This window comes from Hyphomicrobium sp. 802, assembly GCF_000526135.1.
Classification (GTDB): domain Bacteria; phylum Pseudomonadota; class Alphaproteobacteria; order Rhizobiales; family Hyphomicrobiaceae; genus Hyphomicrobium_B.
Genome location: NZ_JAFM01000001.1, coordinates 4,113,923 through 4,137,558 on the forward strand (window position 1 = coordinate 4,113,923; position 23,636 = coordinate 4,137,558).

The following is a 23,636-nucleotide window of genomic DNA, read 5'->3' on the forward strand; positions in this document are numbered from 1 at the left end:
CAACACCTCATTGACCATCGAGGCGCGATCAGGGCGAGCACGTCAAATTTTCGAACCAAAGTTCACCATTTTTCACGGGGATGCGGGGTATCACGGTCTCAAGAGCAATATTCGGCGACAGTCGCCGATCAGGGGTCATGCGTAATGAGTGCCGAAATTATTCAGCTTGCCGATTTCCGGGCGCGTCGTCAGAGCGGTGACGAAGCGCAGCAGGTGAGCATCAGCGGGACGTATCCGGAGCAGCCGCCGCGGTTCCACTTCTGGACCGGCGCGTCAGGCAAGCGCTACGTCCACACGGTCTACAGCTTGTTCGATTGCCCGACGCTCGAAGACGCCAACTACATCCTCGTGCGCCGCAATGATCGTTCGACGCGCGCCGTTCTCGCCATCGGCCGGTTGTCGAACAACTGCCCATCGGAGAACCTGGCCGAGATCCGTCAGCATGCGGCAGCGCTCGGCGCCGATGAGGTCCACGTGCATCTGCTCGCGTCGTCCAATCAGGAAGCGGCGGCCGTCGAAGCCGATCTCATCACCGCGCAATTCATGAACACGCCGCACTCGGCGTAAGCCACGATTACGCTTGGGTCGGCCTCAAGCCGATCCCTTGCCGGTGCGCGCTGCATTTCTACCGAAATCGGGCTGCGCCGTATCCTGGCCAGCCTGAATGATACCGCGGCGAATGGCACGGGCGTTGGCGAATGTCTTCTCCAGCGTCGGCCCATCGCCGAAACGGATTGCACGCTGAAGCGCAACGAGGTCTTCCGAAAAGCGGCCGAGCATCTCGAGCACAGCCTCTTTGTTGTTCAAAAAGACGTCGCGCCACATCACCGGATCCGATGCGGCAATGCGCGTGAAGTCACGGAAACCGGCCGCCGAGAACTTGATGACCTCGCTGTCCGTCACGCGCTCCAGATGTGCTGCCGTATTGACGATGTTGTAGGCGATGAGGTGCGGCACGTGACTGGTGATCGCCAGCACCATATCGTGGTGCTCGGGCGTCATCAGCTCGACATTAGAGCCAAGCTTGCGCCAGAACGTTTCAAGCTTTGCGAGCGCGGCCGGGTCGGCATCCGGGCCGGGGGTCAGGATACACCAGCGACCGTCGAACAGTTCGGCAAAGCCCGCGTCTGGACCCGACTGCTCGGTTCCTGCAATCGGATGGCCGGCGATGAAATGCACGCCATCGGGCATGCTCGGCGCGATGTCACGCATAGCCGCGCCTTTGACCGAGCCAACGTCTGAGACGATCGCGCCCTTCTCCAGGTGCGGACCGATCGCCTCGGCGACAGTCTTGAAGGCGCCGACCGGCGTACACAGAATGACGAGATCGGCACCTCTGACGGCCTCAACGGGATCGGCGTAAGCCTTCGTAACAAGGCCCAGCACCTCTGCCCGCTCGCGTTCTTCAGGCGTTAGCGCGCTGCAGACGATCTCTCCTACGAGCCCGGCACGGCGCGCAGAGTGGCTGATGGAGGAGCCGATCAACCCGATACCGATGAGCGCCAGGCGCTTGAACATCGGCTTTGTCTCACTGTCTCCGGAGGCCATCAGGCAGCGCCCTTCATGTAGTGCGCGAGCGCATCGACAGCGCGTTTGTTGTCGCTCTCTGAGCCGATCGTCATGCGGAGCGCATTCGGGAAACCGTAGGCGCCCACCTTGCGGACGATGACGCCTTGCGATTTCAAGAATTCGTCGGCGCCTGCCGCGGTCTTGTCGCTGCCTTCGGGGAAATGCATCAGCACGAAGTTGGCGACGCTCGGCGTGACGGTGAGGCCGAGCTTTCTCAACTCGCCTTCGACCCATGGTAGCCAGACGTCGTTGTGGTGCTTGGCGCGCTCCATGTGTGCGACGTCTTCGATCGCGACGGCGCCTGCTGCAATGGCGGGCGACGACAGATTGAAGGGGCCGCGGATGCGATTAAGCACGTCGGCGATTTCCGGCGGACAATAAGCCCAGCCAATGCGTAGCGCCGCGAGACCATAAATTTTCGAGAACGTGCGCGTCATCACCGTGTTCGGGGTGGTCGCGACAAGTTCGATACCAGCCTCGTAGTCGTTGCGGCTGACGTATTCGCTGTAGGCCGCGTCAAGCACGAGTACGATGTCGCCGCGCAGCCCAGCGCGCAGTCGGCGCACCTCTTCGATCGGAATGTAGGTTCCGGTCGGATTGTTCGGATTGGCGAGGAAGACCATGCGCGTCTTGGGCGTGACGGCGGCGAGAATGGCGTCGACGTCGGTTTTCAGGTCGCGCTCGGGCACGACGACGGGCGTCGCGCCGTTGGTCAGAATGGCGATGCGATAGACGAGAAATCCGTGGGCGGTGTAAATCGCCTCGTCGCCGGGGCCCAGGTAGCCGCGCGCCAAAAGACCCAGCAGCTCATCAGACCCTGATCCGCAGACGATGCGTGCCATATCGAGGCCGTAGCGGCGTGCGATGGCTTCGCGCAGGCGGGTTGCCTGACCGTCGGGATAACGCTCCAGTTCGCCGGCAGCGGCCTTGAACGCCTCGATCGCGGCGGGGCTCGGTCCGAGCGGCGTCTCGTTGGACGACAGTTTGGCAGGGGTCAGGCCGCCCGGTACCTTGCTTTCGCCCGGCACGTAGGCTGCGATATCGAGTATGCCCGAACGTGCAATTGGAGCAGTCGCCACCATATAAGATCTCAAATTGTTGACCGAAACTGGGGATTTCGGGCGCATTGATAGGGGCTTCACCACTTGAAATCAAAGTTTAAAGTTGACTTTATCGGCCGCTCAGCCAGACCGCTTTCGACGCCCTTAACACTGGGACTTCTTTCGCAGCCATGACCGCAGCTCCACCAGATCTCATCGCTCCGGCTGCGCGGCGCTATTCGGAGGTGCATTCGCCTTCGAGCCCGGTCGCGCGCTTTGACGCGAGCGCGCCGTTGCGGCTGGCGTGTCAGCAAGATTTAGCCCCGTTTTCAATTGCATATGAGACTTACGGCGAACTCAACGCCGCAAAATCGAATGCCATTCTGCTCTGCCACGCGCTGACGGCCGACCAGTACGTCGCAAGCAAGCATCCGATCACGGGCAAGCCCGGCTGGTGGGAATCGCTTGTCGGGCCTGGCAAGCCGATCGACACAAACCGGTTCTTCGTCATCTGCTCAAACATTCTCGGCGGCTGCATGGGCTCGACCGGCCCGGCCTCGATCAATCCCAAAACCGGCGAGCCCTATGGCTTGAACTTTCCGGTCATCACCATCGGCGACATGGTGGAGGCTCAGGCGCGGCTCATCGACTCTCTGGGCATCGATCAGCTCTTTGCCGTTATCGGCGGCTCGATGGGCGGCATGCAGGTGCTGGAATGGGCGTCGCGGTACAAGGATCGCGTGTTCGCAGCTGCGCCTATCGCAACGGCCGCCTGGCACTCGTCGCAGAACATCGCGTTCCATGAGGTCGGGCGGCAGGCCGTGATGGCGGACCCGGAATGGAAGGGCGGCAACTATTACGCCTCGGGCACGGTGCCGAAGAACGGCCTCGCGGTCGCGCGCATGGCGGCGCATATTACGTATCTTTCGGAAGAGGCCTTGCACCGCAAGTTCGGCCGCTCTCTGCAAGACCGCTCGGAGAAAACGTTTTCGTTCAGCGCCGATTTCCAGGTCGAGAGCTATTTGCGGCATCAGGGCTCGACGTTCGTCGATCGCTTCGACGCCAACAGCTATCTCTACATCACGCGCGCGATGGACTATTTCGATATGCGCGAAAGCGCGGGTGGCACCTTGGCGAATGCGTTTCGCGGCACCAAAACGCGCTTTTGCGTCGTCTCGTTCACATCCGACTGGCTTTACCCGACGAAGGAAAGCCGCGAGATCGTGCAAGCCTTAAACGCCGTTGCCGCCAACGTGTCGTTCGTCGAAATCGAGAGCGATAAGGGACATGACGCGTTCCTGCTCGAAGAGCCGACGTTCTTCGCGACGATCCGCGGTTTTCTCAATGCCGCCGCGGTAAAGCGCGGCCTTAGCGCGCCGAAAGAGGTGTCGCGATGAATGCCCCGGATCTCGGCAAAATCGTCGGCGCCTCGAAAACACCGCGCCTCGACCACGTTCTCATTACCGAGATGGTCGAAGCGGGCTCGCGCGTGCTCGATGTGGGCTGCGGAGACGGCGAACTTTTGCAGCTTCTGACCGAGCGCAAAGGCGTCGACGGTCGTGGCGTGGAATTGCAGCGCGACAAGGTCAATGCCTGCGTTGCGCGCGGACTTTCCGTCATCCAGGGCGACGCCGACCGCGATCTCGACAACTATCCGGATCAGGCGTTCGACTACGCCATTCTTTCGCTGACGATCCAGGCGACGCGGCAACCGAAGACGGTGCTCGAAAATCTGCTGCGCATCGGTCGGCGGGCCATCGTGTCGTTCCCGAATTTCGGGCACTGGCAGGTGCGCACGAAGCTGCTGTTCACCGGCCGCATGCCCGTCAACGACAATCTGCCGGACGCCTGGTATCTGACGCCAAATGCGCATCTGTGTACGATCCGCGATTTTGCCGATCTCTGTGCGTTAGTGAACGCTGATGTCGAGCAGGCCGTTGCCTTCAACGCTTATGGTGCGCGGCTTCCGATCCGTTGGTCGCTGTCAATGCAGAACCTGTTCGGGGAAAAGGCCGTGTTCCTGTTGCGTGGTTCCAAGCCCGAAGCCGCCGCGACGACCCTCACCTGAAAGGGCGAATACCGGCGGTCGTTCGCGTATCGGCCGGCTTCAGGATCGCAGGTTGGGTGACGACGCGTTTGCCGCTGCCGACGGGCGCCATCACTTCTTTCGTCGCTTCAACCAGTATGACGCCGGCAACGCCGATGGACATACTCGGGCCGAAGCGCTCCAGCGCAGGCGCCATGCGTAGCATCAGGCGTTGGTTGACCGGCGGGAAGTAGAGCGATTCCCCCCAATCGACAGGCGTAAAGAGCGCATCCGTCAATTGCGTTTCGAGCTGGCCACGGCTGAACGGCAGTCCGTAACCGAAGGGCGTACGGTCCATCCGCGACCAAAGTCCGCGGCGGTTGGGGACGACGAACAGCGCGCGGCCGTCCGGCTTCAGCACCCGCCAGATTTCCCGCAGCAGCGGGCCGGGCCGTTCTGATTGCTCCAGGCAATGGACCGCCAGCAACCGATCAATCGAATTATCAGGGAGCGGCCACTGGTTGTCGCCGACGAGCACCGAATGACAATGGCCCGAGCGCGGCCATACGATGGCGCCCTGGCGCGCGGGCATCAGGCAGGCAAGGCTCTGGGCTTCGGTGCGAAACGTGCCGAGAAACGGCGATGCAAAGCCGGCGCCCGCGATCGCGAGGCCGTTAACCCGTTTCCATCTTTCCCGGATGGCCAAGGTCAGCTGGCGCCGGGCGACCCGCCCGAGCGGGGTCCGGTAGAAATCTCTCAAGGTTTTGGCGTCGAGAGGCATCTTGGCGCTTAAGTAATTCGATCAAATCTGAGCATCGGACCCTCTCTAGACGATCCGACCATCGAGAGACAGTCCGGACACGCAACAAACGGATTTTCACTGCGTCGTTTCGCTGCGTTTGACAGGGCGTGCCGAGCCAACCAAAGTCCCCCGCCATGGGAGCCCTTGATATCGTTCTTCTGCCGTGTCTCACGGACAATTACTGCGTCATTCTGCATGAGCCGGAAACCGGTGAAACAGCAGCAATCGACGCGCCGAGCGCGGCTGCCGTCAAAGCCGCATTGGCTGAGCGCGGCTGGCGGCTCAATCACCTCTACATCACGCATCATCATACCGACCACACAGGCGGCATCGAAGAGCTGAAAGCTTTCTACGGCATGCCCGTCACGGGGCCGGAGGCCGAGTCCGACCGAATTCCGGGCTTGACGCAAGGCGTCGCTGCGAAAAGCGAATTGTCTTTCGCCGGTCATCCGATCCAAGTGCTCGAAACGCCTGGGCATACGCTCGGCCACATCACCTACTATTTCCCCAACGACGGAATTGTCTTTACCGGCGACACGCTGTTCTCGCTCGGTTGCGGCAAGATCTTCGAGGGCGACCCGAGGATGATGTGGGAATCGCTGTCGAAAATTGCAGCCCTTCCCGGCGATACCAACATCTACTGTGGGCACGAGTACACGCTGAACAATGCCCGCTTTGCGCTGACGATCGAACCGGAAAACGAGGCACTAAAAGTCAGAGCGGCGGAAGTCGAAGCCTTGCGCGCAAGTGGCAAGCCGACGCTGCCCACGACAATCGGGCTCGAAATGGCAACGAACCCATTCCTCAGGCCGCAATCGCGCCCAATTCAGGCGCGGCTCGGAATGCTCGGTGCTCCCGACTGGGAGGTTTTCTCGCGCATCCGGCAGTTGAAAAATAAGGCCTAGGGCCCGCGCATCCGGGAGAAGACCGCTATGAACCCCGACCTTTCCGGCGATGACGTCATTGCCCTGCTCGAGCTTTCTCCGCATCCCGAGGGCGGGCATTTCCGCGAAACCTTTCGCGACAAGGCCGAGCCGGGAAAGCGCGCGGCATCAACGGCGATCTACTTTCTACTCAAAGCCGGAGAACGTTCGCATTGGCATGCGGTGGACGCAGCCGAAGGCTGGCATTTCTATGCCGGTGCGCCATTGTTGCTCGAAATCTCGCCAACGGGCGGCCCGATCGAAAAGATCCATCTTGGCAGCAATCTCGCGGACGGCGAGCGGCCACAGGCGATTGTTCCCGCAGGGCATTGGCAGCAAGCGCGCAGCCTTGGAAAATGGACGCTCGTCGGCTGCACGGTCGCGCCCGCTTTCACGTTCGAGGGCTTCACGTTGACGGCTCCGGATTTCTCACCCGTGTCGCGTCCATCTGTCGATTAAGCGGCGCAACGGCAACAGCCAAACGCGTTTCAACGATCTCCACACGCCATCCCCAGAGCAATCAGCCTAGAGCGTGGCGCGCTCGACCTCCATCCACGGGTTAATTGTCTCTTTGGTGCAGGAGCGGGCTGCCGCTTCTTGTGGGGGGCCTTCGACTCGTCAAATAGTGACTGCGAATCAAGTTCCGATTCACGGGGGTTGCAGTCCATGAAACGCGAGTCCTTAGGGCCCGTCCTTACAACGGTGTTCGTCGATTACGACAACATCTATCTGTCGCTGAAGCGAAAGAACGAAGATGCTGCAAAGCGCTTCGCCAAAGACAGCGGCGTGTGGCTGCAAGGCATTGTATCTGGTGAGCTGATCACCGCGACGAACGGATTTGCGTTGTCGGGCGAACGCCGGATCGTGATGAACCGCTGCTACGGCAATCCAGTGCCGCGCCGAAATACGCACGACAATTCGACGGACATGAATTCGTTTCCGTTTATCCGTCACCATTTCCTGCGCTCGGGCTTCGAGGTGATCGACTGCCCGCCGCTGACCGCGCAGCTCAAGAACTCCGCCGATATCCGCATCGTGATGGACGTGCGCGATATTCTCAATCACGACACGTATTTCGACGAGTTCATCATCCTGTCGGGTGACGCGGATTTCACGCCGTTGCTGCATCGCCTGCGTGCGCATGCACGGCGGACGGTGGTCTTCGCGAACGATCATACGGCGCAGCCCTACACAGCGATCAGCGACGGCGAAATTCGCGAGTCGGATCTCATCGCGCTGCTGACGAGCAACCGGGCCATCTCGGGCGAGACTGCACGGGAAATTCCGGCGCCTGCACCGGCCATCGACGTCGAGGCTGCGCGCAAAGCGATCCTGGCTGAGGTCGTCGATTTCGTTCGCAGTGCGCCGCAGGCCGTACCGCTGGAAACGCTTGCGGATCGCGCCGTGCGCATCATCGGTCGCGACAAGACGGTCGGAACGAACTGGGGCAACTATGGATCGTTCCGCGATCTGCTGCTCGCCGACCTGCCGGACGACATCCATTTGAGCGATACGCCGCCCTATACGGTGTTCGACGCCAACCGGCACATCTCGGCAACCGGGCTTATTGCTCCGCAGTTGGCCGCACCGGCAGTCGAGCCGCAGCCGACGCCGCGCCGCGAGTATGCACCAGAGCCGGTTCGCGCCGAGCCGTCGCAGGTTCAGGCGCAACCACCGCGGCGCGAATACACGCCGGAACCCTCCCGGATCGAGGCACAGCCGCAACAGCCTCAGCGCCGCGAATACGCACCAGAGCCCGCTCGCATAGAGGCCCAGCCGCAACCGACAGCACTCGCGCCGGCAGCGCGAATTGCAGCGCCTCAGCCGGCTCCTACACCGGCTCCGGCCTTGCAGCCCACCCCTTATCAGGCGCCCGCGCCGCAGCAGCGCTACATCGACCGGACCTCGGCGCCTCCGGCGCCGCCGATGGCCGCGCCGCGACCCGCTCCTCAGCAGGCGGCTGCCCCGTTGATGCCGCAGCGGCCGGTGTCGCAAGCTCCGGCACCGACGTACCAGCCCGAGCCGAGGCGGGAGTTGCCGCGTGCTCAGGCTCAGCAGCCTGCACCGCCGCCGACCGTGACGGCTGCGCCGCGCAATGCCGATCAGGCGACGCAAATCCAGCAGTCCATCGCGCGCATTCACGAAGCGTGTCAGGCTCCGGCGCTGGCGCCTGCCGAATATCGAGTGCTCTTCGACGTCATGTCGCAAGAGATTTCGACGAACGGGCTGCAGGGTGCGCAGACGCTCGTCAACATCACGCAGCGGGCCCGCGAGTTCGGCCTCGACATCAAGCGGGACGATCTGCGCTTCATCTACGACGTGGTGAGCGAGAGCGATCCGTGGTTCGAGCAGGGAACGTCAGCGGGCTTGTTTGCAAGCCGCTTTCGGAACTTCGTTGTCGCGCGCTGCCGCAGCCAGGGCCTCAGTCTGTCGGCCGATGAGCTCGATCTGATCGAAGCGTGGTTTTCGGCCCCGCAGCAACAGCAGCACGCCCAACCGCAGCAGACCGCACGTCAGCAGCAACAGGCTTATGGCGGCGGGCGGCCGGCGACTCCGGCTCCGCAACAGCCGATCTCCGGGCAGCTTCCGGGGGCGCCAGGGGCCGGCGGCGAGCGCTGGTGGAACGTCGAAGGAAGCCGCCAGAACATGCCCGAGCAGCGTGGCGTCGATCCGCGCGGGGCGAACGCTTACGCTCAGCAGCAGGGCGAAAGTGAAGATGAATTTCCGCGTATCGTTCGCTCGCGATTCCGCGGCTAACGGCCCGATTTAACTCCGATACGAAAAAAGGCTCTGGCAGGACATCCTGCCAGGGCCTTTTTCTTTTGCGCTCGCTGCAATCAAGTACGCCGGTCGCGCCGACAGGGGTCAGTGCTCGGCAATGATCAGCGCACGCTGGAAACTTGGCTGGCTCCCGGCCTGCGCAGGGATGACGGGAAATGGAGCAGCTTTCCCTCAATCCATTCCCGGATTTGTCCAACTGACGGGGACGACAGCCATTTGCAAACCGTCGCTCTTAAAAAACATGGCCGGGCGCGAAACGGCCCGGCCATGACGAAGTGGTACGCTCTGAGTATCTTTTGGCCGGCTACGAGAATTAGCTCGCGAGGTACTGGCCACCGTTGGCTGTCAGCGTCGAGCCGGTGATGAAGCCGGCATCGTCGGACGCCAGGAACACGACGCAGCGTGCGATCTCGTTCGGCTCGCCCAAACGGCCGACGGGAATTTGCGGAAGAATGCTTTTCTCCAGGACTTCCTGCGGCACAGCCTTGACCATTTCGGTCGCGATATAACCGGGGCAGATAACATTGACCGTAATGCCCGCGCGAGCGCCTTCCTGAGCGAGCGCCTTGGTGAAGCCGATGTCGCCGGCCTTCGACGCCGAATAGTTCACTTGGCCCATCTGGCCTTTCTGGCCGTTGATGGACGAGATGTTGATGACGCGGCCGAACTTGCGCGCGCGCATGCCTTCCCAGACCTGACGCGTGACGTTAAAAAGACCGTTCAGGTTGGTGCCGATGACGTCGTCCCACTGCTGCTTCGTCATTTTGTGGAACATGACGTCACGCGTGATGCCAGCGTTGTTCACGAGCACGTCGATGGGGCCGACATCTTTCGCGATCTGCGCGACGGCCTTCTCCGTTGCTTCGTAGTTGCCGACATCGAACTTGTAGACGGGAATGCCCGTTTCGATCTGAAAGGCTTGTGCAGCCTGATCGTTACCAGCGTAGCTCGCTGCCACCCGATAACCGGCGCTCTTCAGAGCGATCGAAATCGCGTGGCCAATGCCGCGCGTGCCTCCCGTGACGAGGGCAACCCGTGCCATAGCAGTCTCTCCCTAGATTTTCTGATTGTGAGTGTCGATGGAAACGCAGCCGCTTGAATACAAGCGGCTGCGCGATGGATTTGATCCGGCTCAGTCGCGGGCGACGCACATGGCGACGCCCATGCCGCCGCCGATGCACAGCGTGGCGAGACCCTTCTTGGCATCGCGGCGCTGCATCTCATAGACGAGCGTGTTCAGGATGCGCGCGCCCGAGGCGCCGATCGGATGACCGATGGCAATCGCACCGCCGTTGACGTTGACCTTGTCGGTATCCCAGCCAAGGCCCTTGTTCACGGCGATCGCCTGCGCGGCGAACGCTTCGTTGGCTTCGATCAGGTCGAGATCGTTGACCGACCAACCGGCCTTCTCGAGTGCCTTCTTCGACGCCGAGATCGGGCCGGTGCCCATGATCGACGGATCGACACCGGTCGTCGCCCACGAGACGATGCGAGCGAGCGGCTTGATCCCGCGCTTCTTGGCTTCCTCGGCGCTCATCAGCACGACGACGGCCGCACCGTCGTTGATGCCGGACGCGTTGGCGGCGGTGACGGTGCCCTCTTTCGGATCGAAGGCCGGACGCAGCTTGGCGACGCTATCGTAGGTGACGCCGTCCTTGATGTATTCGTCCTGCTCGACGACCGTGTCGCCCTTGCGGCCCTTAATGGTGACGGGGATGATCTCGTCCTTGAACTTGCCAGCCTTGCGCGCGGCTTCAGCTTTGTTCTGCGAGGCAACGGCGAATTTGTCCTGCTCTTCACGCGTGATCTGCCACTGGCGCGCGACGTTCTCGGCCGTCGTGCCCATGTGATAGTTGTTGAAGGCGTCCCAGAGGCCGTCCTTTACCATCGTGTCGATCAATTTCATGTCGCCCATCTTGGTGCCGTCGCGCATGTGCGCGGCGTGGGTCGACTGGCTCATGCTTTCCTGACCGCCCGCGACGACGATCGACGCTGCGCCGGTCTGGATCTGCTGCATGCCGAGAGCGACGGCGCGCAGGCCCGAGCCGCAAATCTGATTGATGCCCCAAGCCGGGGAATCAACCGGGATGCCGGCGCCGACCGACGCCTGACGCGCCGGGCCCTGGCCCTGAGCGGCGGTCAAAACCTGACCGAGGATCACTTCGGAAACGTCGCCTGCCGGCACGTTCGCACGCTGGAGCGCGGCTTTGATCGCAATCTCTCCAAGCTTCGAGGCCGGCAGCGAGGCCAGCGCTCCGTTGAAGGAACCGACGGGTGTACGCGCGGCACCCGCAATAACGATCGTCGAAGCGTCTTGGCTCATTTGCGGCCCCTCCCTGGGCAGAGTAATCTTTTTCGTGAAGATTTATCGAAAGCCTTGCTGCTGCGCCAGTTTTTACGGCGTCAATCTGAAGACGAAAACAGTTTGCAGTGAGCGGCCATATTCAGCAATTGCGACCTCTTGCCTAGACTGCCCAATTGCGCTGGCTCAGGCCCGCCCAAAGGAGTGACAGAAACGTCTGGCGAAGGGCCCCCAGGGTGTGGTACGCTGCCGCAGTGCAGCAACCCGCTGATAAGCCGTCGATAGAGAACGCGAACGCGATGTTGACCAACCCAGATCCTCAAACGCAGGCGCCTAAAAAAGAAGCGGTCGTTATTAAGAAGTACGCCAACAGGCGGCTCTATAACACCGAGACGAGCACCTACGTGACGCTCGAAGATCTCGCGAAGATGGTTCGCGGCGATCGGGACTTCGTCGTTTACGATGCCAAGAACGGCGATGATCTTACTCACGCAGTTCTGACGCAGATCATCGTTGAACAGGAAAGCCGTGAAGGCGGACAGGCCTTGCTGCCGATTCCGTTCCTCCGCCAGCTCATTCGTTTTTACGATGATAGCATCGCGCGGATGGTGCCGAGCTACCTGCAGTTCAGCCTCGAGCATCTGGCGAAAGAGCAATCGCGGTTCCGCGAGCAGTTCGCATCGGCGTTTTCCAATCCGGCCGCGGCCTTCGAGTTCTATCAGCAGCAGGCTCGCCAAAACATGGCGATGTTCGAGCAGGCCATGTCGATGTGGGCGTCGTTCGGGTCGCCCGGCAGCGGCAAGCCTGGCGAAGGTCAGCCGTCTTCCGCGCCAGCCGCGACGACAGAATCTACGGGAGACCGCAACGAGCTCGACGAACTCAAGTCGCAGCTTTCAGCCATGCAGCAGAAGATCGAGAAGCTCTCGCAGTCGCGTCCCTAAGCGACTGCGAAAATGCGCGGCGAGACCGTCAGGCGGCTTCGACGTAGTCGGTGCTGTCGAACGGCATGCCGTAATAATAACCTTGCATGTAGGTTATTCCGGCGCTCTTCAGAAAACGGGCAGAGCGCTCGTCTCCCACCCACTCGGCAACCGTCTCCATACCGAACGTATTGGCGAGTTCGATCATCGTCTTGACGAAGATCTGATCGCTCGTGTCGTCGGCAAGATTTTTGACGAAGGCGCCGTCGATCTTGACCATGTCGACGTTGAGCCGCTTCAAATTCTTAAATGACGTGTAACCGGCGCCGAAATCGTCGATGGCGACACGGCAGCCCAACTCGTTCAACGTATCGACGAAATTCACCGATTGATCGAGTTCTTCGAGCGCAACGGTTTCCGTGATCTCGACGATCATCCGCGGCAACACGTCGGGGCGATCCCGGGTCAGACGGCGCAGCGCCGTCACCCATTCGAGATCGGAACAGGTCAAGCCGGAGACATTCACGGACAGCGTCAGTTCGCGGTGCCGCTTCAGCAGATCGACCGTCAGCTCCAATGTCCGGCGGTCGATCAGACGCGAGAGCCCGAGATGCTCGGCGATCGGCACGAATTCGCCGGCCGAGACGAGGCTGCCATCGGGACGCTCCATGCGGAGCAACGCTTCGTAGATCTCGGCCTTGCCGGTTTTCGTCGAAATCATCGGCTGCAGGACGAGACGCATGCGGTTGTCGTCGAGCGCGGCAATGACGCCCTCGGCGATCGATTTGTTGCGCATGCGGTTGCCTTCGGCCGACGGCGACGGCTCGTGCGCGATAAAGCAATCGAAGCGTTTCGATTTGGCGACATCGAGGGCGCGCAGCGCGAAGTTCACCGTGTCCTGCACCGATTTCGCTTGGTCGGGAATGATGACGCCGCCCAGAGAGATCGTCGCCGACAATTGGACGACTGAGGTTTTGATCGTGGTCTCGCGCACGGCTTTAATGAAGCGGTCGGCGGCAATGCGAAGCGCGCCTTGTCCGCAGCCGAGCATAATGATCCCGAACTTGTTGGACGAATACCGGCCGATGACGTCTCCGCCGCGCAGCTTTTCGCGAATGCGGCGGCCAACCGCAGCGATGACCTGGTCGCCGATTTCGATACCGAACGTCTCGTTGATAACGGCCAAATTGTTGACCGAGATCATCAGGAAGGCGCACGGCTGATAGTGCCGCTCGGCGCGGGCGAGCACGGCACCCAAGGCTTCGGTCAGGCGCGTGCGGTTGAGCAGACCAGTCAATTCGTCGAGATCGTTGCGAACGAGCAGGCGCTGCTGTTCCAGGTATTCCTCGGAGATGATGCGAATGACGCCACGCGCACGCGCCGCATGGCCGTCGGCGCCGGGCCACCAGCGGCCCTGATCTTCGACGCGGATCTCATGTTCGCTGCGCTGGCCGTTTGGACGCAGCCGGTATTGCAGACGATAGGGCACGCCGCGTACGCGGTCGGCGCCGACGCTGCGTGACAAAGCTTCCAGGCGAGAATTCAGATGCTCGGGTGCAATCAGAGCGTGATAGGCGGCACCCGTCGCGATCTTGCTCATGTCTCTGACGCCGAGGATGTCAGCCGCATTGCTTTCCCACTCGACGCGGCCGGTAGTCAGATCCCAGACGTAGGCCGTCTCCTCGATCGACGACAGGATGCCGACGAGATCGAGCCCTTCGGTCTCAGTCAACGGATCGGGACTATCTGGCGAGGCTGACTGCGGCCGAGCCTCTGGAGCCGGGCCGGTACCATTTTCGTCAGCATTCGGCGCGGAAACCACGGCGTGCTCTCGGTTTACTCACAGCAGGCCTTCCAACTTTCGTCGGAGATGGAAGGTGCCGAAACAATCGGGAAATTATTCCGGTTTCGTTAATGAGCCGTGAACACTTGGCCGCCATTGGCGCGCGGCAGACCGAAGGCGGGTGCATGGGCCGCCTTCCGTACCGCCGTCATCGTCGGATTGCTAAAACTTAGTGGTCGGCGCCGATGTTGAGATCGCGGCGGGCGACGCGGATGCCGATCGTGTAACCGCCGATCACGTCGATCAAGCAAGCCACAAGGATCAGGAAGAACACCGACGTTGCGGCCTGCGCGACGAGCAGGAATTCCGCACCGACGGCCATGAAGACGATCATCGACAAAGCATGATCAATTAGCGTCGAGGTGGTCGTGAAGGTGGACTTCACGATCTCGATGAAGAGCAGGATGAGCGTCACGAGCAGGATGAGGTCACCCCAACCGAATTTCCAATCGCCGCCGCTCAGGAGATGGATCCGGAAAATGTAGTGATTGGGATCCGTCAGAACTTCGGGTCCCATCGTCATTACGACCGCGTTGTAAAGGAGGAAGGCGAGAACCAAGAGCGGAAGGGCTCTGATCGACATGAAGCTCTCCTGAGATTTCAATCACCCCGTGGCCAGCTCGCTCAGACCGGACTTTGCAAGCCAGACTCTCGGGCGCGGCCGGGGTTTATAGGCACGCTCCGCCTCGTTTGCCAAGCAACGGTGACCGGCGCAAGGCAACGCACGCCGGAACCTCGGCTCCGGCGCTACACAACCCTTTTCGTCGCTGAAACGACTTACTCTTCGTTGGCCGGCGGCAGAATCTGGCGGCCGCGGTACTTACCCGACTTGAGGTCGATGTGGTGCGGACGGCGGCGTTCGCCGCTGTCCTTGTCTTCCACGTACGCCCGGGCGGTCAGGGCGTCGTGCGAACGGCGCTGCCCCCGCTTCATCGGGGACGTTTTTTTGCGTGGAACTGCCATCAGTGTTGCTCCAAAAGTGACATCCCACCCCACAAATGCGGGCGGGCCGCCGAACATGCGGCGGAAATGCCGAACGTCTTAATTGCTGGATGAACCGGCGGCGCCTTGTTTTGGGCGCGCTCAGTACCTCGGGCGGGGCTTATACGCAAGTTAGAGGAGAAAAGCCAGTCCCCTGCGAAGCCATCTTAATAGGGCCTTCTGGGCAGGACGCAAGCGAACTGACCCGATGGGGCGAGCCGCATCCGGACTTGGATTGCATTGGCAAGGCGCTGAAGCCCCGGCCCCGGCCGGCCGGCGTTTCGCTCCAATGGGTTAGGCAGCGACACGGCCAAGCGCGCCGCGTCCCGGACCGACAGGCTTCGGGCTGGCTTATCGAAATGATGTTCGGCCGCCGCGCCGATGCCGAAAATGCCCGGCCCCCACTGGGCGATATTGAGGTAAATTTCCATGATCCGGCGCTTCGACCAGATCACCTCCGTTAGATAGGTCAGCGGCAGCTCGATGGCCTTGCGGACGTAACTCTTGGACGGCCACAGAAACAGGTTTTTCACGACCTGCATCGAGATCGTGCTGCCGCCCCGCGCGCGGCCATCCGTGTTTTCTATCGCTTCCTCGATCGCTTCGAGATCGACTCCGGGATGCTGGCAGAAGCGAGCATCTTCACTGAGTATGACGGCACGAACGATGTTCGGCGAAATCTGACCGAACGGCACCCATTCCTGGACCACGGGCTGGCCGGTGAGCCAATGCTGCAGCATCAGCATCGAGGCCGGAGGATTGACGAAACGATAAGCCACGATCAGCGCCAGAACGAGCGCCAGCCAGCCGATGGCGATCCAGGCCAGCAGCTTCAATCCGCGCTTCAAGAGTGCCCAAACGCTTCCAGAGGGCTGCGGAGGGCGATCTACAGCGGTGGCGGGTTCTATTCCCGCGTCGTCTGCCCTTAGCGGTTCGGGGCGCATAGCCGTGTCGATGCGAAGGCCGTCCGAAGCTGCCTGAGGGGGCGTCTGGAAATGCGGCTCGAACATCCGCTGCGGGATCATATGGCCGAGATCGGTGCTCGCGGCGGCTGTGGGGGACGGCAGCACGAGTTCGGCAATATCGAGGGGCTTGTGGGGCTTGATTTCGCGGAGCGCCTCCGCGGCCGCCGTTTCGATTGCTGAGAGCGATCGTGACGAGGCTTCAGCGTCAATCTCGGAAAAGATAGCGTCTGCCGAGAGCGTGCCAGCCGCAGCATGCGCATGGCTGCCCGCAGGCATCGCGAGAGCAGGCGCGGGCGATGTGCTCGGCTCAGGCCGAAAGGCGCGCGCAGGCAGCGGCCGCGGCGGCTGCAGCGACATTTCGGCCTCCGCCGGCCGGGAGGGAGCCCTTTGCGGCACATTCATAGGCGGCGCGGCAGATAACCCCGATGTCTCGTCCGGCCGATCCATGCTTTGCTTCAATCGATCACGTTGTGCTAACCGCGTGCCACATATCGCCGAACCATGGCCATGTTTGAGCAGTGGTCGGATTCTCGGGGGAGAGCATAAGGCAGTGTCACAGTTTCTTGTCCAGCTTGGCAACTCTGCAACAGTCGTCGAAGCCTATTTAACCGCTGCTCTCGCCCGACAGGAAAGCGAGGGCACCCCTGCGCGCCTCGCCGAAGCCATCCGCCATGCCGTCCTGGGCGGCGGCAAACGCTTCCGGCCCTTCCTCGTTTTCCACAGCGCTGCGCTATTCGGCGCGACCGAGGAAGCGGCACTTCCGGCGGCAGGGGCCATCGAGTGCATCCATTGCTATTCGCTGGTGCATGACGACCTGCCATCGATGGACAATGACGAGCTTCGGCGCGGCCGCCCGACGGTGTGGAAGGCCTATGACGACTGGACAGCCATTCTCGTCGGCGATGCGCTGCAGGCATTTGCTTTTGAGCTGGTTGGGCGGCCGGAGAGCAACAGCAATCCGAGTATCAGAGCCGATCTCGTGCACATTCTTGCCGTCGCCTCAGGCGCGATCGGCATGGTCGGCGGCCAGCAGCTCGATCTCGAAGCGGGAAAGCTCAGCAATCAGCCCACGCCGACGATCGAAAGCATCATGCGATTGCAGGCGATGAAGACCGGCGCGCTGATTACGGCGGCGTGCGAGATGGGGGCCGTCGTTGGTGGTGCGAAGCCGGAGGAACGCGCGGCGCTGAAGACGTATGGCGAGCACCTGGGTGCTGCGTTCCAGATCAGCGACGATCTGCTCGATGCGGAAGGATCAAGCGCCGATACGGGCAAAGCTACCGGCAAGGATGCCGCCGCCGGAAAAGCAACGCTCATCGGCATGCTCGGAGTCCAAGAGGCGCGTAGCCACCTCGACCGTTCGATCGCGGCAGCTATCGCAGCCCTCAACGTGTTCGGAGAAAAGGCAGAGCCTCTCGCCGACGCTGCGCGGCTTATGGGCCGCCGCGACAGCTAGCGAGAGGCGAGATCGGCGCATTACCAGAACTTGTAGTTCAAGCCGACGCGAACGGTCTGGAAGTCGTTGTTGATGCGATCGCCGCTCGAGAGCGTATCGTCGCCGAAGCCCATGTAGAGATACTCGGCCTTCATGCTCCAGTTCGGAGCAAACGCCCACTCGACACCGCCGCCGGCTGCATAGCCAGCCTTGGTGTCGTTGTCGCGGAAGTTTCCGATGCCTGCGAGATTGACGTTGGTATCGAAGTCCGCAACGGCGAGACCGGCCGTGCCATAAACCAGGAACGGTCCGCTCGCGTATCCGAGACGTCCGCGCACGGTCGAAAACCAGTTCACGCTGCTATGCGCCGTGTCACCGAACTGATCGAACGCGCTGCCGCTGATATCCGCGCCCTGGAAATCGCCTTCAAAGCCGAAGACGAAATTGCCACGCTGCCAGTTATAGCCGATCTGACCACCGCCAAAGCCGCCTTCGGGCTTCGTGAAAGTCGAGTTCGACCAGCCGTAGCCGCCGTTGATACCGATGTAAGCGCCCTGCCAGATCGAAGGCTCACTGTACTGAACAACTGGAGCCGCCGGCGGATTGTAAGGCTGGTAAGGACCGAGATCGGCTGCCCAAGCGCTTCCGCTTGCAGTCAACGCGAGCACAGCTCCGCCCAAGAGGGACTTAGCGATTTGCGATTTCATTTTTAGAACCCCGTCACAGTAGGCCCAGCGGCCCAATCGTACGCACTAACGCCAACAACCCATTTGGGGTTCCAGTTGGACAATTTCGATGCGCAAACCGATACGCTGGTATGCATCAACTAGCGGCCACGAATGGCCTAGGTATTTCTGAAATGCCCTATTAACGGGTGGATACTAATAACGCGTTGATTAAACGCAATCAGACTCGCGCCGCTAATCCACTTTTATCTGCATTGATCTTTTCTTTACGAGCCATCCGCTTATCCCGCAGTTTAAGAAGCGGTAATATCCAGTGTGCGAGCCTAATTTCGCGCCGGGATTTCTCGGGATCGACGAGATGGGACGTCGGCAGTTTCTGCGTGAATGAACTCTCCATGAGTGTACCCAGCGGAAGCTGAAGCTCGTCCTGTAAGGCGATCATACGTGCGTAAAGTTCAGAGAGCGGCGTGATCAATCGACCGAAACCGTTGCGCGCCTGCGCCCAGCCAACAAGATAAAGACCGCGCAATCCTGGCGGAAATGCGCCGCCGTAAACTTGCACGATGTTATTCTTCACATCGACGAGGCCTTCGGGCAGAAACGGGAATGTGGTGTTGAAGCCCGTTGCCGCAACGATCATGTCGTAGGTGCCGGTCGTGCCATCGACGAATGTGACCGTGTCGCCATCGACGTGATCGATAGCCGGACGCGGCTTCACGCGACCCAGGCGAATGGCATTCAACAGATCCGTTCCGAACGCAGGATGACGCTCAAAAATTTTATGTTTGGGACGCGGCAAACCGTAACGACGATAGTCGCCGATACTGATGGCGATGATTGATTTCAAGATCGCGCGCTGCAGGAAGATCGGCAGGCCCCAGATCGGAAGGTCCGTCAGCGGACGACCGAGAAACGTTTTCGGCAAATACCAATAGCCTGACTGCAAGCTGATATCGCACGATTTGCCGAAGCGCCCGGCATCGACAGCCATATCGACACCAGAGTTGCCGCCGCCGATGACAAGCACGCGCTTGTCGTCGAACTGGTGCGGAGCGACATAATCCTTGGAGTGCAGCAGCTCGCCCGTGTAGGTGCCCTGGAACGTCGGGTAGCGCTTATCCCAATGGTGGCCGTTGCAGACGATGACGCCCTTGTACGTCCGCTCCTCGCCGTCGGCGAACTTCACGGTCCAATGACCGGCGTCATCCGGCGCGGCGTGAACGACCTGTTTGTTGAATTCGGCGTTGGCGTAAAGTCCGCGATCCTTCGCAAAATCGGTCAGATAGCTGAGCATCTGGTCGGCCGACGGAAAATCCGGAAAATCATCCGGCATCGGGTAGTCGGTATATTCCGTCGCCTTTTTGGACGAAACGATGTGTGCGTTGCGATAAACGCCGTGCAGCCAGTTGCCACCCACGCCTGGCGCGGCGTCGATCAGATCGAAGGGAATGCCGCGGTGCTTCAAGGCGGCGGCCATCGCTAAACCCACAGGGCCTGCGCCAATGATGATGTGACGCTCGAGCGTGCTTATACCTTCGCTCATTCTCTGAAATATCCTTGATGGCGGATGCTCATGCATCCATCAGCAACGCGTCCGCAAGGCGGAGGGTCCCTGGGAAGCGGTCGTAATCGTCCGCTTCGATACATCATTGACCGACCGCAATGCGAGCGCAGCAACGTCGCAAACGCCGCACTTAGGCGGCGATTTTCCAAGAATTACTTAAGAAATAGCCGCTTTCTTGCTTAATCGGAAGGGCAGCTATTCGGCAGCCTCACCGCCGGCAACGGCGCCCACGCCGAAGCGGCGGGAAATATAGTCCTCGACGATGGCCTTGAAGTCTCCGGCAATATTAGGACCGCGGAGCGTCATGGCCTTTTTGCCGTCGATGAAGACCGGCGCGGCGGGACTTTCTCCCGTGCCCGGCAGCGAGATGCCCACGTCGGCGTGCTTGCTCTCGCCGGGGCCGTTCACGATGCAGCCCATCACGGCGAAGTTGAGCGTTTCGACGCCGGGGTACTGCGTCTTCCAGTCGGGCATACGATCGCGGATCATATCCTGGATGTCGCGCGCCAGTTCTTGGAATACGGTCGACGTCGTGCGACCGCAGCCGGGGCATGCAGCGACAACCGGCACGAACGAGCGCAGACCCATCGTTTGCAGCAGCTCCTGCGCGGCGCGGACTTCCTGCGTGCGGTCGCCGCCGGGCTCAGGCGTCAGCGAGAAGCGGATGGTGTCACCGATGCCCTGCTGCAAGAGAATGCCCAGAGCAGCGGAAGACGCAACGATGCCCTTCGAGCCCATGCCGGCTTCCGTCAGACCCAAGTGCAGCGCGTAGCGGCAGCGGTCGGCGAGCATGGCGTAGACGGCCAAGAGATCCTGGATCGAGGAAACCTTGCCGGAAACGATGATCTTGTTGGCGTTAAGGCCCATTTCCTCGGCACGCTGCGCCGACATCAGCGCCGACTGTACCATCGCTTCGTGCATGACGCTGCGTGCGGGTTTCGGCTCGGCGGACTTGGCGTTCTCGTCCATCAGATGCGTCAGCAGCTCAGCGTCGAGCGAGCCCCAGTTGACGCCGATGCGGACCGGCTTGTTGTACGTCATCGCCATGTCGATGATGGCGCCGAACTGCTTGTCTTTCTTGTCCTTGAAGCCGACGTTGCCGGGATTGATGCGGTATTTGTCGAGGGCTTCGGCGCAGTCCGGATTTTCGCCCAGGAGCTTGTGGCCGATGTAGTGGAAATCGCCCACGAGCGGAACGTTGACGCCGCGCTTGCGCAATTGATCGCGAATATGCGGGACGGCTTTCGCGGCTTCGTCGCGATCGACCGTGATGCGGACAAGCTCCGAACCGGCGCGCGCCAAGTCTGCGACCTGCTTCACCGTGGAGGCGACGTCCGCCGTATCGGTGTTGGTCATCGATTGCACGACGACCGGCGCTCCGCCGCCGACCTGCACGCCGCCGACCGTCACCGCTGTGGTCTTGTGGCGCGGTTTCATCGTGATGCTGTCGCTATGCAACATCGAATTGCCTTTCCCGTCCCTGGTCCCGCTCCTGGGGCCCCGAGTTCTAGCGCCCTCTGGCGCTTCCCGCCAGAAGCGATATGGCCGCGATTGTGCACAGCGCTATGACGATTGAAGGGCCGCCGGGAACGTCGCTCGATAATGACAGCCAAAGCCCCAGGATTACGCCCAAAATCGCGATTGCGGCGGCCAGGACGGCCATCCGCTCCGGGGTTGTGGATAGTGGCCGGGCGGCCACGGCCGGAACGACAAGAAACGCCATGACGAGCAGAACGCCGACGATTTTCATCGCGACGGCAATGACGACCGCCAGCAAGAGGTCGAAGGCAGCGCGGGACACGCGCGGGTTGATGCCCTCGGCGGTCGCGAGGTCCTCGTGCAGCGACAGGCGGACGAGCGGCTTCCAGAGATAGAGCGTTGCGGCCATCACGGCTGCGCCGCCGACGTAAATCCAGACGAGATCGCCGGACGTGACCGCGAAAACGTCGCCGAAGAGGTAGCTCATCAGGTCTATGCCCGGGCCTTTGACGAGCGAGATTGCGGCGATACCGAGCGCGAGCGTTGCGTGGTGCGTCAGGCCGAGCGCGGAATCGAGCGGCACCGTTTTCTGCCGTCCGAGCAGCGTCAGAACGCCCGCAGCAGCAATGGCAGCGATGACAACGGCGAGCGTCAGGTTGATGTCGGCGGCGAGCCCCAGCGCCACGCCGAGCAAGCTCGCCTGCGATAGCGTTTCACCGACATAGGACATGCGCCGCCAGACGACAATGCAGCCGAGCGGCGCCGCGATGACAGCCAAGCCGACTGCCGCGAAGAAGGCGCGCCAAATGAAAGGATCAAGTCCAGCGATCACTCAGGTGCCTCGCCCCGGCATTGGCGTTTGCGTCGCCGGTTCGATGAGCGGCTCGGTTTCGCCGGTCAAGCCATGCTGATGATCGTGGTGGTGGCGATAGACGCCGAGCGCTGTTGCGGCGTGCGGCCCGAAGATGCGGACGTATGACGCGTGTTGGGACACATCCTCGGGTTTGCCGGAACAGCAGACGTGGCCGTTGAGGCAAATCACGCGATCGCTCTTCGCCATGACGACATGGAGATCGTGCGAGACGAGCAGGACACCGAGATTGTGGCGATCGCGCAGGCAGCCGATCATGTCATAGAGGTCAGCTTCACCGGTAAAATCGACGCCGCTCGCCGGTTCATCGAGGATGAGAAGATCGGGACGGCGCAACAGCGCGCGGGCGATCAGAACGCGTTGGGTTTCGCCGCCGGACAGCTTCGAAAGCTGCTGATCAAGCGTGCGAGCAGCGCCCGTTTCTTCCAAGGCGCGCTTGATCTCGTCGGTCGTGACGTTCGCGCCGAGCGCCAGGAACGAGGCGACCGTCATCGGGATTGTGGAATCAACATCGAAGCGTTGCGGGACGTAGCCAATGCGGGTTGAAGCCGGCTTCTCGATGCGTCCGCGGGTCGGCCGTTCGATGCCGAGCAGGAGCCGGACGAGTGTCGTTTTGCCCGCGCCGTTCGGGCCGATGAGCGTGACGATCTCACCGCGGTGAACATCGAGGTCGATATTCCAGAGCACCTCGCGGCTGCCGCGGGTCATCGCCAGCCCGCGTGCCGAGATCAACGCTGTCGTATCGAAGGGCCGAGCCTTTTCTTGTAAAGGCGCGTGCTCGTGATGGTGGCCGCAACTACACGCTGCGGCCTCCTCCGTGAGGGCATTCCCTCGTGCGTCGTCCAAAGCTGACAAAACGGCAGTCTCCGTGTCAGGCCGTGCGGCGGGCGGCGGCGCATTCGCGGCACGTGCCCGAGACTTCGACGAAGCGGACGCGGGTCTCAAATTCGGTGTTGGCCGCAGCCGTGTCGATGGCGCGGAAGATCTCGTCGCCGTCGACCTCTTGCACGGCGCCGCACTTTTCGCAGCTCAGAAAGATCGGCGGGCGGCCGGTGCGCGGCTTGTCCATGCGCCGGCAGGCGAAATAGGCGTTCTTGCTTTCGAGGCGATGGACGACGCCCGCTTCAAGCAGCGCATCGAGGGCGCGGTACACCGAGATCGGGGCGAGGCGCGTGCCCTTCTTGGCCAGCCGGTCGAGGACCTCGTAGGCACCGACGCTGGCCTGGGTCGAGGCGATCTCCTCGAAAACCTTACGGCGAAGGTCGGTGAACCGGATATTCTTTTCAGCGAAAATCGCGGTCGCCTGCTCAAGAGATGTCTTCAAGCGGTCCCTTGCCCTCTGCTCGTCGGCTGCGTTCGCTATCATGGTCATCCTCTAGAGCCCGGCCGAAGGCCAAACCGTGGAACTGATGCCTCTCCGGACGATATAACATGTCGGGATGGCGGACC

Annotated in this window: 23 protein-coding genes; 8 read left to right on the forward strand and 15 right to left on the reverse strand. The window is 61.6% G+C overall.

Features of this window, described 5'->3' with window-relative positions; translation table 11 throughout:
- Nucleotides 1-144 precede the first annotated feature (144 nt).
- Nucleotides 145-567: a hypothetical protein gene (locus tag HYP802_RS0120850; protein WP_013949671.1), complete on the forward strand. Its 423-nt coding sequence runs from the start codon at nt 145-147 to the stop codon at nt 565-567.
- A gap of 24 nt (nt 568-591) precedes the next feature.
- On the opposite strand, the gene HYP802_RS0120855 is transcribed toward HYP802_RS0120850, so the two are convergent.
- Complete coding sequence (locus HYP802_RS0120855) at nt 592-1,518, reverse strand: prephenate/arogenate dehydrogenase family protein (protein ID WP_035576379.1); 927 nt, start codon at nt 1,516-1,518, stop codon at nt 592-594.
- A gap of 29 nt (nt 1,519-1,547) precedes the next feature.
- A complete protein-coding gene (gene hisC, locus HYP802_RS0120860; RefSeq protein WP_013949673.1) occupies nt 1,548-2,651 on the reverse strand; it encodes a histidinol-phosphate transaminase in 1,104 nt (367 codons plus the stop codon).
- 149 nt (nt 2,652-2,800) lie between these two features.
- Between hisC and HYP802_RS0120865 the strand changes: the two genes are divergently transcribed.
- Complete coding sequence (locus HYP802_RS0120865; RefSeq protein ID WP_013949674.1) at nt 2,801-4,006, forward strand: homoserine O-acetyltransferase; 1,206 nt, start codon at nt 2,801-2,803, stop codon at nt 4,004-4,006.
- Nucleotides 4,003-4,677 carry a methionine biosynthesis protein MetW gene (gene metW, locus HYP802_RS0120870; protein WP_013949675.1) on the forward strand — a complete coding sequence of 225 codons (675 nt, stop codon included), beginning with the start codon at nt 4,003-4,005 and terminating at the stop codon, nt 4,675-4,677. The genes HYP802_RS0120865 and metW overlap by 4 nt, the downstream gene beginning before the upstream one ends.
- Here metW and HYP802_RS0120875 read toward each other — a convergent pair.
- Nucleotides 4,670-5,416 carry a class I SAM-dependent methyltransferase gene (locus HYP802_RS0120875; protein WP_013949676.1) on the reverse strand — a complete coding sequence of 249 codons (747 nt, stop codon included), beginning with the start codon at nt 5,414-5,416 and terminating at the stop codon, nt 4,670-4,672. The genes metW and HYP802_RS0120875 overlap by 8 nt on opposite strands.
- 155 nt (nt 5,417-5,571) lie before the next feature.
- Here HYP802_RS0120875 and gloB point away from each other — a divergent pair, with 155 nt between their 5' ends.
- The 3 genes from gloB (at nt 5,572) to HYP802_RS0120890 (ending at nt 9,117) form a co-directional block, all read left to right on the forward strand.
- Entirely contained in the window at nt 5,572-6,342 is a 771-nt protein-coding gene (gene gloB, locus HYP802_RS0120880; RefSeq protein WP_013949677.1) for a hydroxyacylglutathione hydrolase, read from the forward strand.
- Between the two features lie 27 nt (nt 6,343-6,369).
- On the forward strand, nt 6,370-6,819 hold the full coding sequence (locus tag HYP802_RS0120885) for a cupin domain-containing protein (protein WP_013949678.1): 450 nt from the start codon (nt 6,370-6,372) through the stop codon (nt 6,817-6,819).
- 207 nt (nt 6,820-7,026) lie between these two features.
- Nucleotides 7,027-9,117, forward strand: a complete 2,091-nt coding sequence (locus HYP802_RS0120890; RefSeq protein WP_013949679.1) for an NYN domain-containing protein — start codon at nt 7,027-7,029, stop codon at nt 9,115-9,117.
- Between the two features lie 337 nt (nt 9,118-9,454).
- Here the strand turns inward: HYP802_RS0120890 and phbB are convergent, their stop codons facing one another.
- Nucleotides 9,455-10,183 (reverse strand): acetoacetyl-CoA reductase, encoded by a 729-nt coding sequence (phbB, locus tag HYP802_RS0120895; protein ID WP_013949680.1) that lies wholly within the window; start codon nt 10,181-10,183, stop codon nt 9,455-9,457.
- 90 nt (nt 10,184-10,273) lie between these two features.
- Nucleotides 10,274-11,464: an acetyl-CoA C-acetyltransferase gene (locus HYP802_RS0120900; RefSeq protein ID WP_013949681.1), complete on the reverse strand. Its 1,191-nt coding sequence runs from the start codon at nt 11,462-11,464 to the stop codon at nt 10,274-10,276.
- Nucleotides 11,465-11,742: 278 nt separating this feature from the next.
- Between HYP802_RS0120900 and phaR the strand changes: the two genes are divergently transcribed.
- Complete coding sequence (phaR, locus tag HYP802_RS0120905) at nt 11,743-12,384, forward strand: polyhydroxyalkanoate synthesis repressor PhaR (protein WP_024276462.1); 642 nt, start codon at nt 11,743-11,745, stop codon at nt 12,382-12,384.
- Nucleotides 12,385-12,412: 28 nt separating this feature from the next.
- On the opposite strand, the gene HYP802_RS0120910 is transcribed toward phaR, so the two are convergent.
- The 4 genes from HYP802_RS0120910 to mtgA form a co-directional block, all read right to left on the reverse strand.
- Nucleotides 12,413-14,185, reverse strand: coding sequence for a bifunctional diguanylate cyclase/phosphodiesterase (locus tag HYP802_RS0120910; RefSeq protein WP_013949683.1), 1,773 nt, complete (start codon nt 14,183-14,185; stop codon nt 12,413-12,415).
- 190 nt (nt 14,186-14,375) lie between these two features.
- Complete coding sequence (locus tag HYP802_RS0120915) at nt 14,376-14,789, reverse strand: hypothetical protein (RefSeq protein WP_013949684.1); 414 nt, start codon at nt 14,787-14,789, stop codon at nt 14,376-14,378.
- A 194-nt stretch (nt 14,790-14,983) separates the two neighbouring features.
- Complete coding sequence (rpmF, locus tag HYP802_RS0120920; RefSeq protein WP_013949685.1) at nt 14,984-15,169, reverse strand: 50S ribosomal protein L32; 186 nt, start codon at nt 15,167-15,169, stop codon at nt 14,984-14,986.
- Nucleotides 15,170-15,354: 185 nt separating this feature from the next.
- On the reverse strand, nt 15,355-16,509 hold the full coding sequence (mtgA, locus tag HYP802_RS23395; RefSeq protein WP_013949686.1) for a monofunctional biosynthetic peptidoglycan transglycosylase: 1,155 nt from the start codon (nt 16,507-16,509) through the stop codon (nt 15,355-15,357).
- A gap of 193 nt (nt 16,510-16,702) precedes the next feature.
- On the opposite strand from mtgA, the gene HYP802_RS0120930 reads away from it, so the two are divergent.
- Entirely contained in the window at nt 16,703-17,608 is a 906-nt protein-coding gene (locus HYP802_RS0120930) for a polyprenyl synthetase family protein (RefSeq protein ID WP_024276464.1), read from the forward strand.
- A gap of 20 nt (nt 17,609-17,628) precedes the next feature.
- On the opposite strand, the gene HYP802_RS0120935 is transcribed toward HYP802_RS0120930, so the two are convergent.
- The 6 genes from HYP802_RS0120935 to HYP802_RS0120960 all read right to left on the reverse strand — a co-directional run bounded on the left by HYP802_RS0120935 (nt 17,629) and on the right by HYP802_RS0120960 (nt 23,511).
- Entirely contained in the window at nt 17,629-18,294 is a 666-nt protein-coding gene (locus tag HYP802_RS0120935; protein ID WP_013949688.1) for an outer membrane protein, read from the reverse strand.
- 199 nt (nt 18,295-18,493) lie between these two features.
- Nucleotides 18,494-19,816 carry an NAD(P)-binding domain-containing protein gene (locus HYP802_RS0120940; protein ID WP_024276465.1) on the reverse strand — a complete coding sequence of 441 codons (1,323 nt, stop codon included), beginning with the start codon at nt 19,814-19,816 and terminating at the stop codon, nt 18,494-18,496.
- 216 nt (nt 19,817-20,032) lie between these two features.
- Nucleotides 20,033-21,298: a flavodoxin-dependent (E)-4-hydroxy-3-methylbut-2-enyl-diphosphate synthase gene (gene ispG / locus HYP802_RS0120945; protein ID WP_024276466.1), complete on the reverse strand. Its 1,266-nt coding sequence runs from the start codon at nt 21,296-21,298 to the stop codon at nt 20,033-20,035.
- 46 nt (nt 21,299-21,344) lie between these two features.
- Nucleotides 21,345-22,148: a metal ABC transporter permease gene (locus HYP802_RS0120950; protein ID WP_024276467.1), complete on the reverse strand. Its 804-nt coding sequence runs from the start codon at nt 22,146-22,148 to the stop codon at nt 21,345-21,347.
- The gene (locus tag HYP802_RS0120955) at nt 22,149-22,895 is read right to left on the reverse strand and encodes an ATP-binding cassette domain-containing protein (RefSeq protein WP_035575856.1); all 747 of its coding nucleotides are present in this window, start codon (nt 22,893-22,895) and stop codon (nt 22,149-22,151) included.
- 163 nt (nt 22,896-23,058) lie between these two features.
- Entirely contained in the window at nt 23,059-23,511 is a 453-nt protein-coding gene (locus HYP802_RS0120960) for a Fur family transcriptional regulator (RefSeq protein ID WP_245261518.1), read from the reverse strand.
- Nucleotides 23,512-23,636: the final 125 nt, after the last annotated feature.

Bases quoted from the DNA above. Each gene is read 5' to 3' on its own strand.
- ispG (WP_024276466.1), bottom strand. From the start codon at position 21,298: ATGTTGCATAGCGACAGCATCACGATGAAACCGCGCCACAAGACCACA.
- HYP802_RS0120955 (WP_035575856.1), bottom strand. From the start codon at position 22,895: ATGACCCGCGGCAGCCGCGAGGTGCTCTGGAATATCGACCTCGATGTT.
- phbB (WP_013949680.1), bottom strand. From the start codon at position 10,183: ATGGCACGGGTTGCCCTCGTCACGGGAGGCACGCGCGGCATTGGCCAC.
- gloB (WP_013949677.1), top strand. From the start codon at position 5,572: ATGGGAGCCCTTGATATCGTTCTTCTGCCGTGTCTCACGGACAATTAC.
- HYP802_RS0120940 (WP_024276465.1), bottom strand. From the start codon at position 19,816: ATGAGCGAAGGTATAAGCACGCTCGAGCGTCACATCATCATTGGCGCA.
- hisC (WP_013949673.1), bottom strand. From the start codon at position 2,651: ATGGTGGCGACTGCTCCAATTGCACGTTCGGGCATACTCGATATCGCA.
- rpmF (WP_013949685.1), bottom strand. From the start codon at position 15,169: ATGGCAGTTCCACGCAAAAAAACGTCCCCGATGAAGCGGGGGCAGCGC.
- HYP802_RS0120875 (WP_013949676.1), bottom strand. From the start codon at position 5,416: ATGCCTCTCGACGCCAAAACCTTGAGAGATTTCTACCGGACCCCGCTC.
- HYP802_RS0120855 (WP_035576379.1), bottom strand. From the start codon at position 1,518: ATGTTCAAGCGCCTGGCGCTCATCGGTATCGGGTTGATCGGCTCCTCC.
- HYP802_RS0120850 (WP_013949671.1), top strand. From the start codon at position 145: ATGAGTGCCGAAATTATTCAGCTTGCCGATTTCCGGGCGCGTCGTCAG.
- HYP802_RS0120885 (WP_013949678.1), top strand. From the start codon at position 6,370: ATGAACCCCGACCTTTCCGGCGATGACGTCATTGCCCTGCTCGAGCTT.
- metW (WP_013949675.1), top strand. From the start codon at position 4,003: ATGAATGCCCCGGATCTCGGCAAAATCGTCGGCGCCTCGAAAACACCG.
- mtgA (WP_013949686.1), bottom strand. From the start codon at position 16,509: ATGTCGCTGCAGCCGCCGCGGCCGCTGCCTGCGCGCGCCTTTCGGCCT.
- HYP802_RS0120935 (WP_013949688.1), bottom strand. From the start codon at position 18,294: ATGAAATCGCAAATCGCTAAGTCCCTCTTGGGCGGAGCTGTGCTCGCG.
- HYP802_RS0120915 (WP_013949684.1), bottom strand. From the start codon at position 14,789: ATGTCGATCAGAGCCCTTCCGCTCTTGGTTCTCGCCTTCCTCCTTTAC.
- HYP802_RS0120890 (WP_013949679.1), top strand. From the start codon at position 7,027: ATGAAACGCGAGTCCTTAGGGCCCGTCCTTACAACGGTGTTCGTCGAT.
- phaR (WP_024276462.1), top strand. From the start codon at position 11,743: ATGTTGACCAACCCAGATCCTCAAACGCAGGCGCCTAAAAAAGAAGCG.
- HYP802_RS0120900 (WP_013949681.1), bottom strand. From the start codon at position 11,464: ATGAGCCAAGACGCTTCGACGATCGTTATTGCGGGTGCCGCGCGTACA.
- HYP802_RS0120865 (WP_013949674.1), top strand. From the start codon at position 2,801: ATGACCGCAGCTCCACCAGATCTCATCGCTCCGGCTGCGCGGCGCTAT.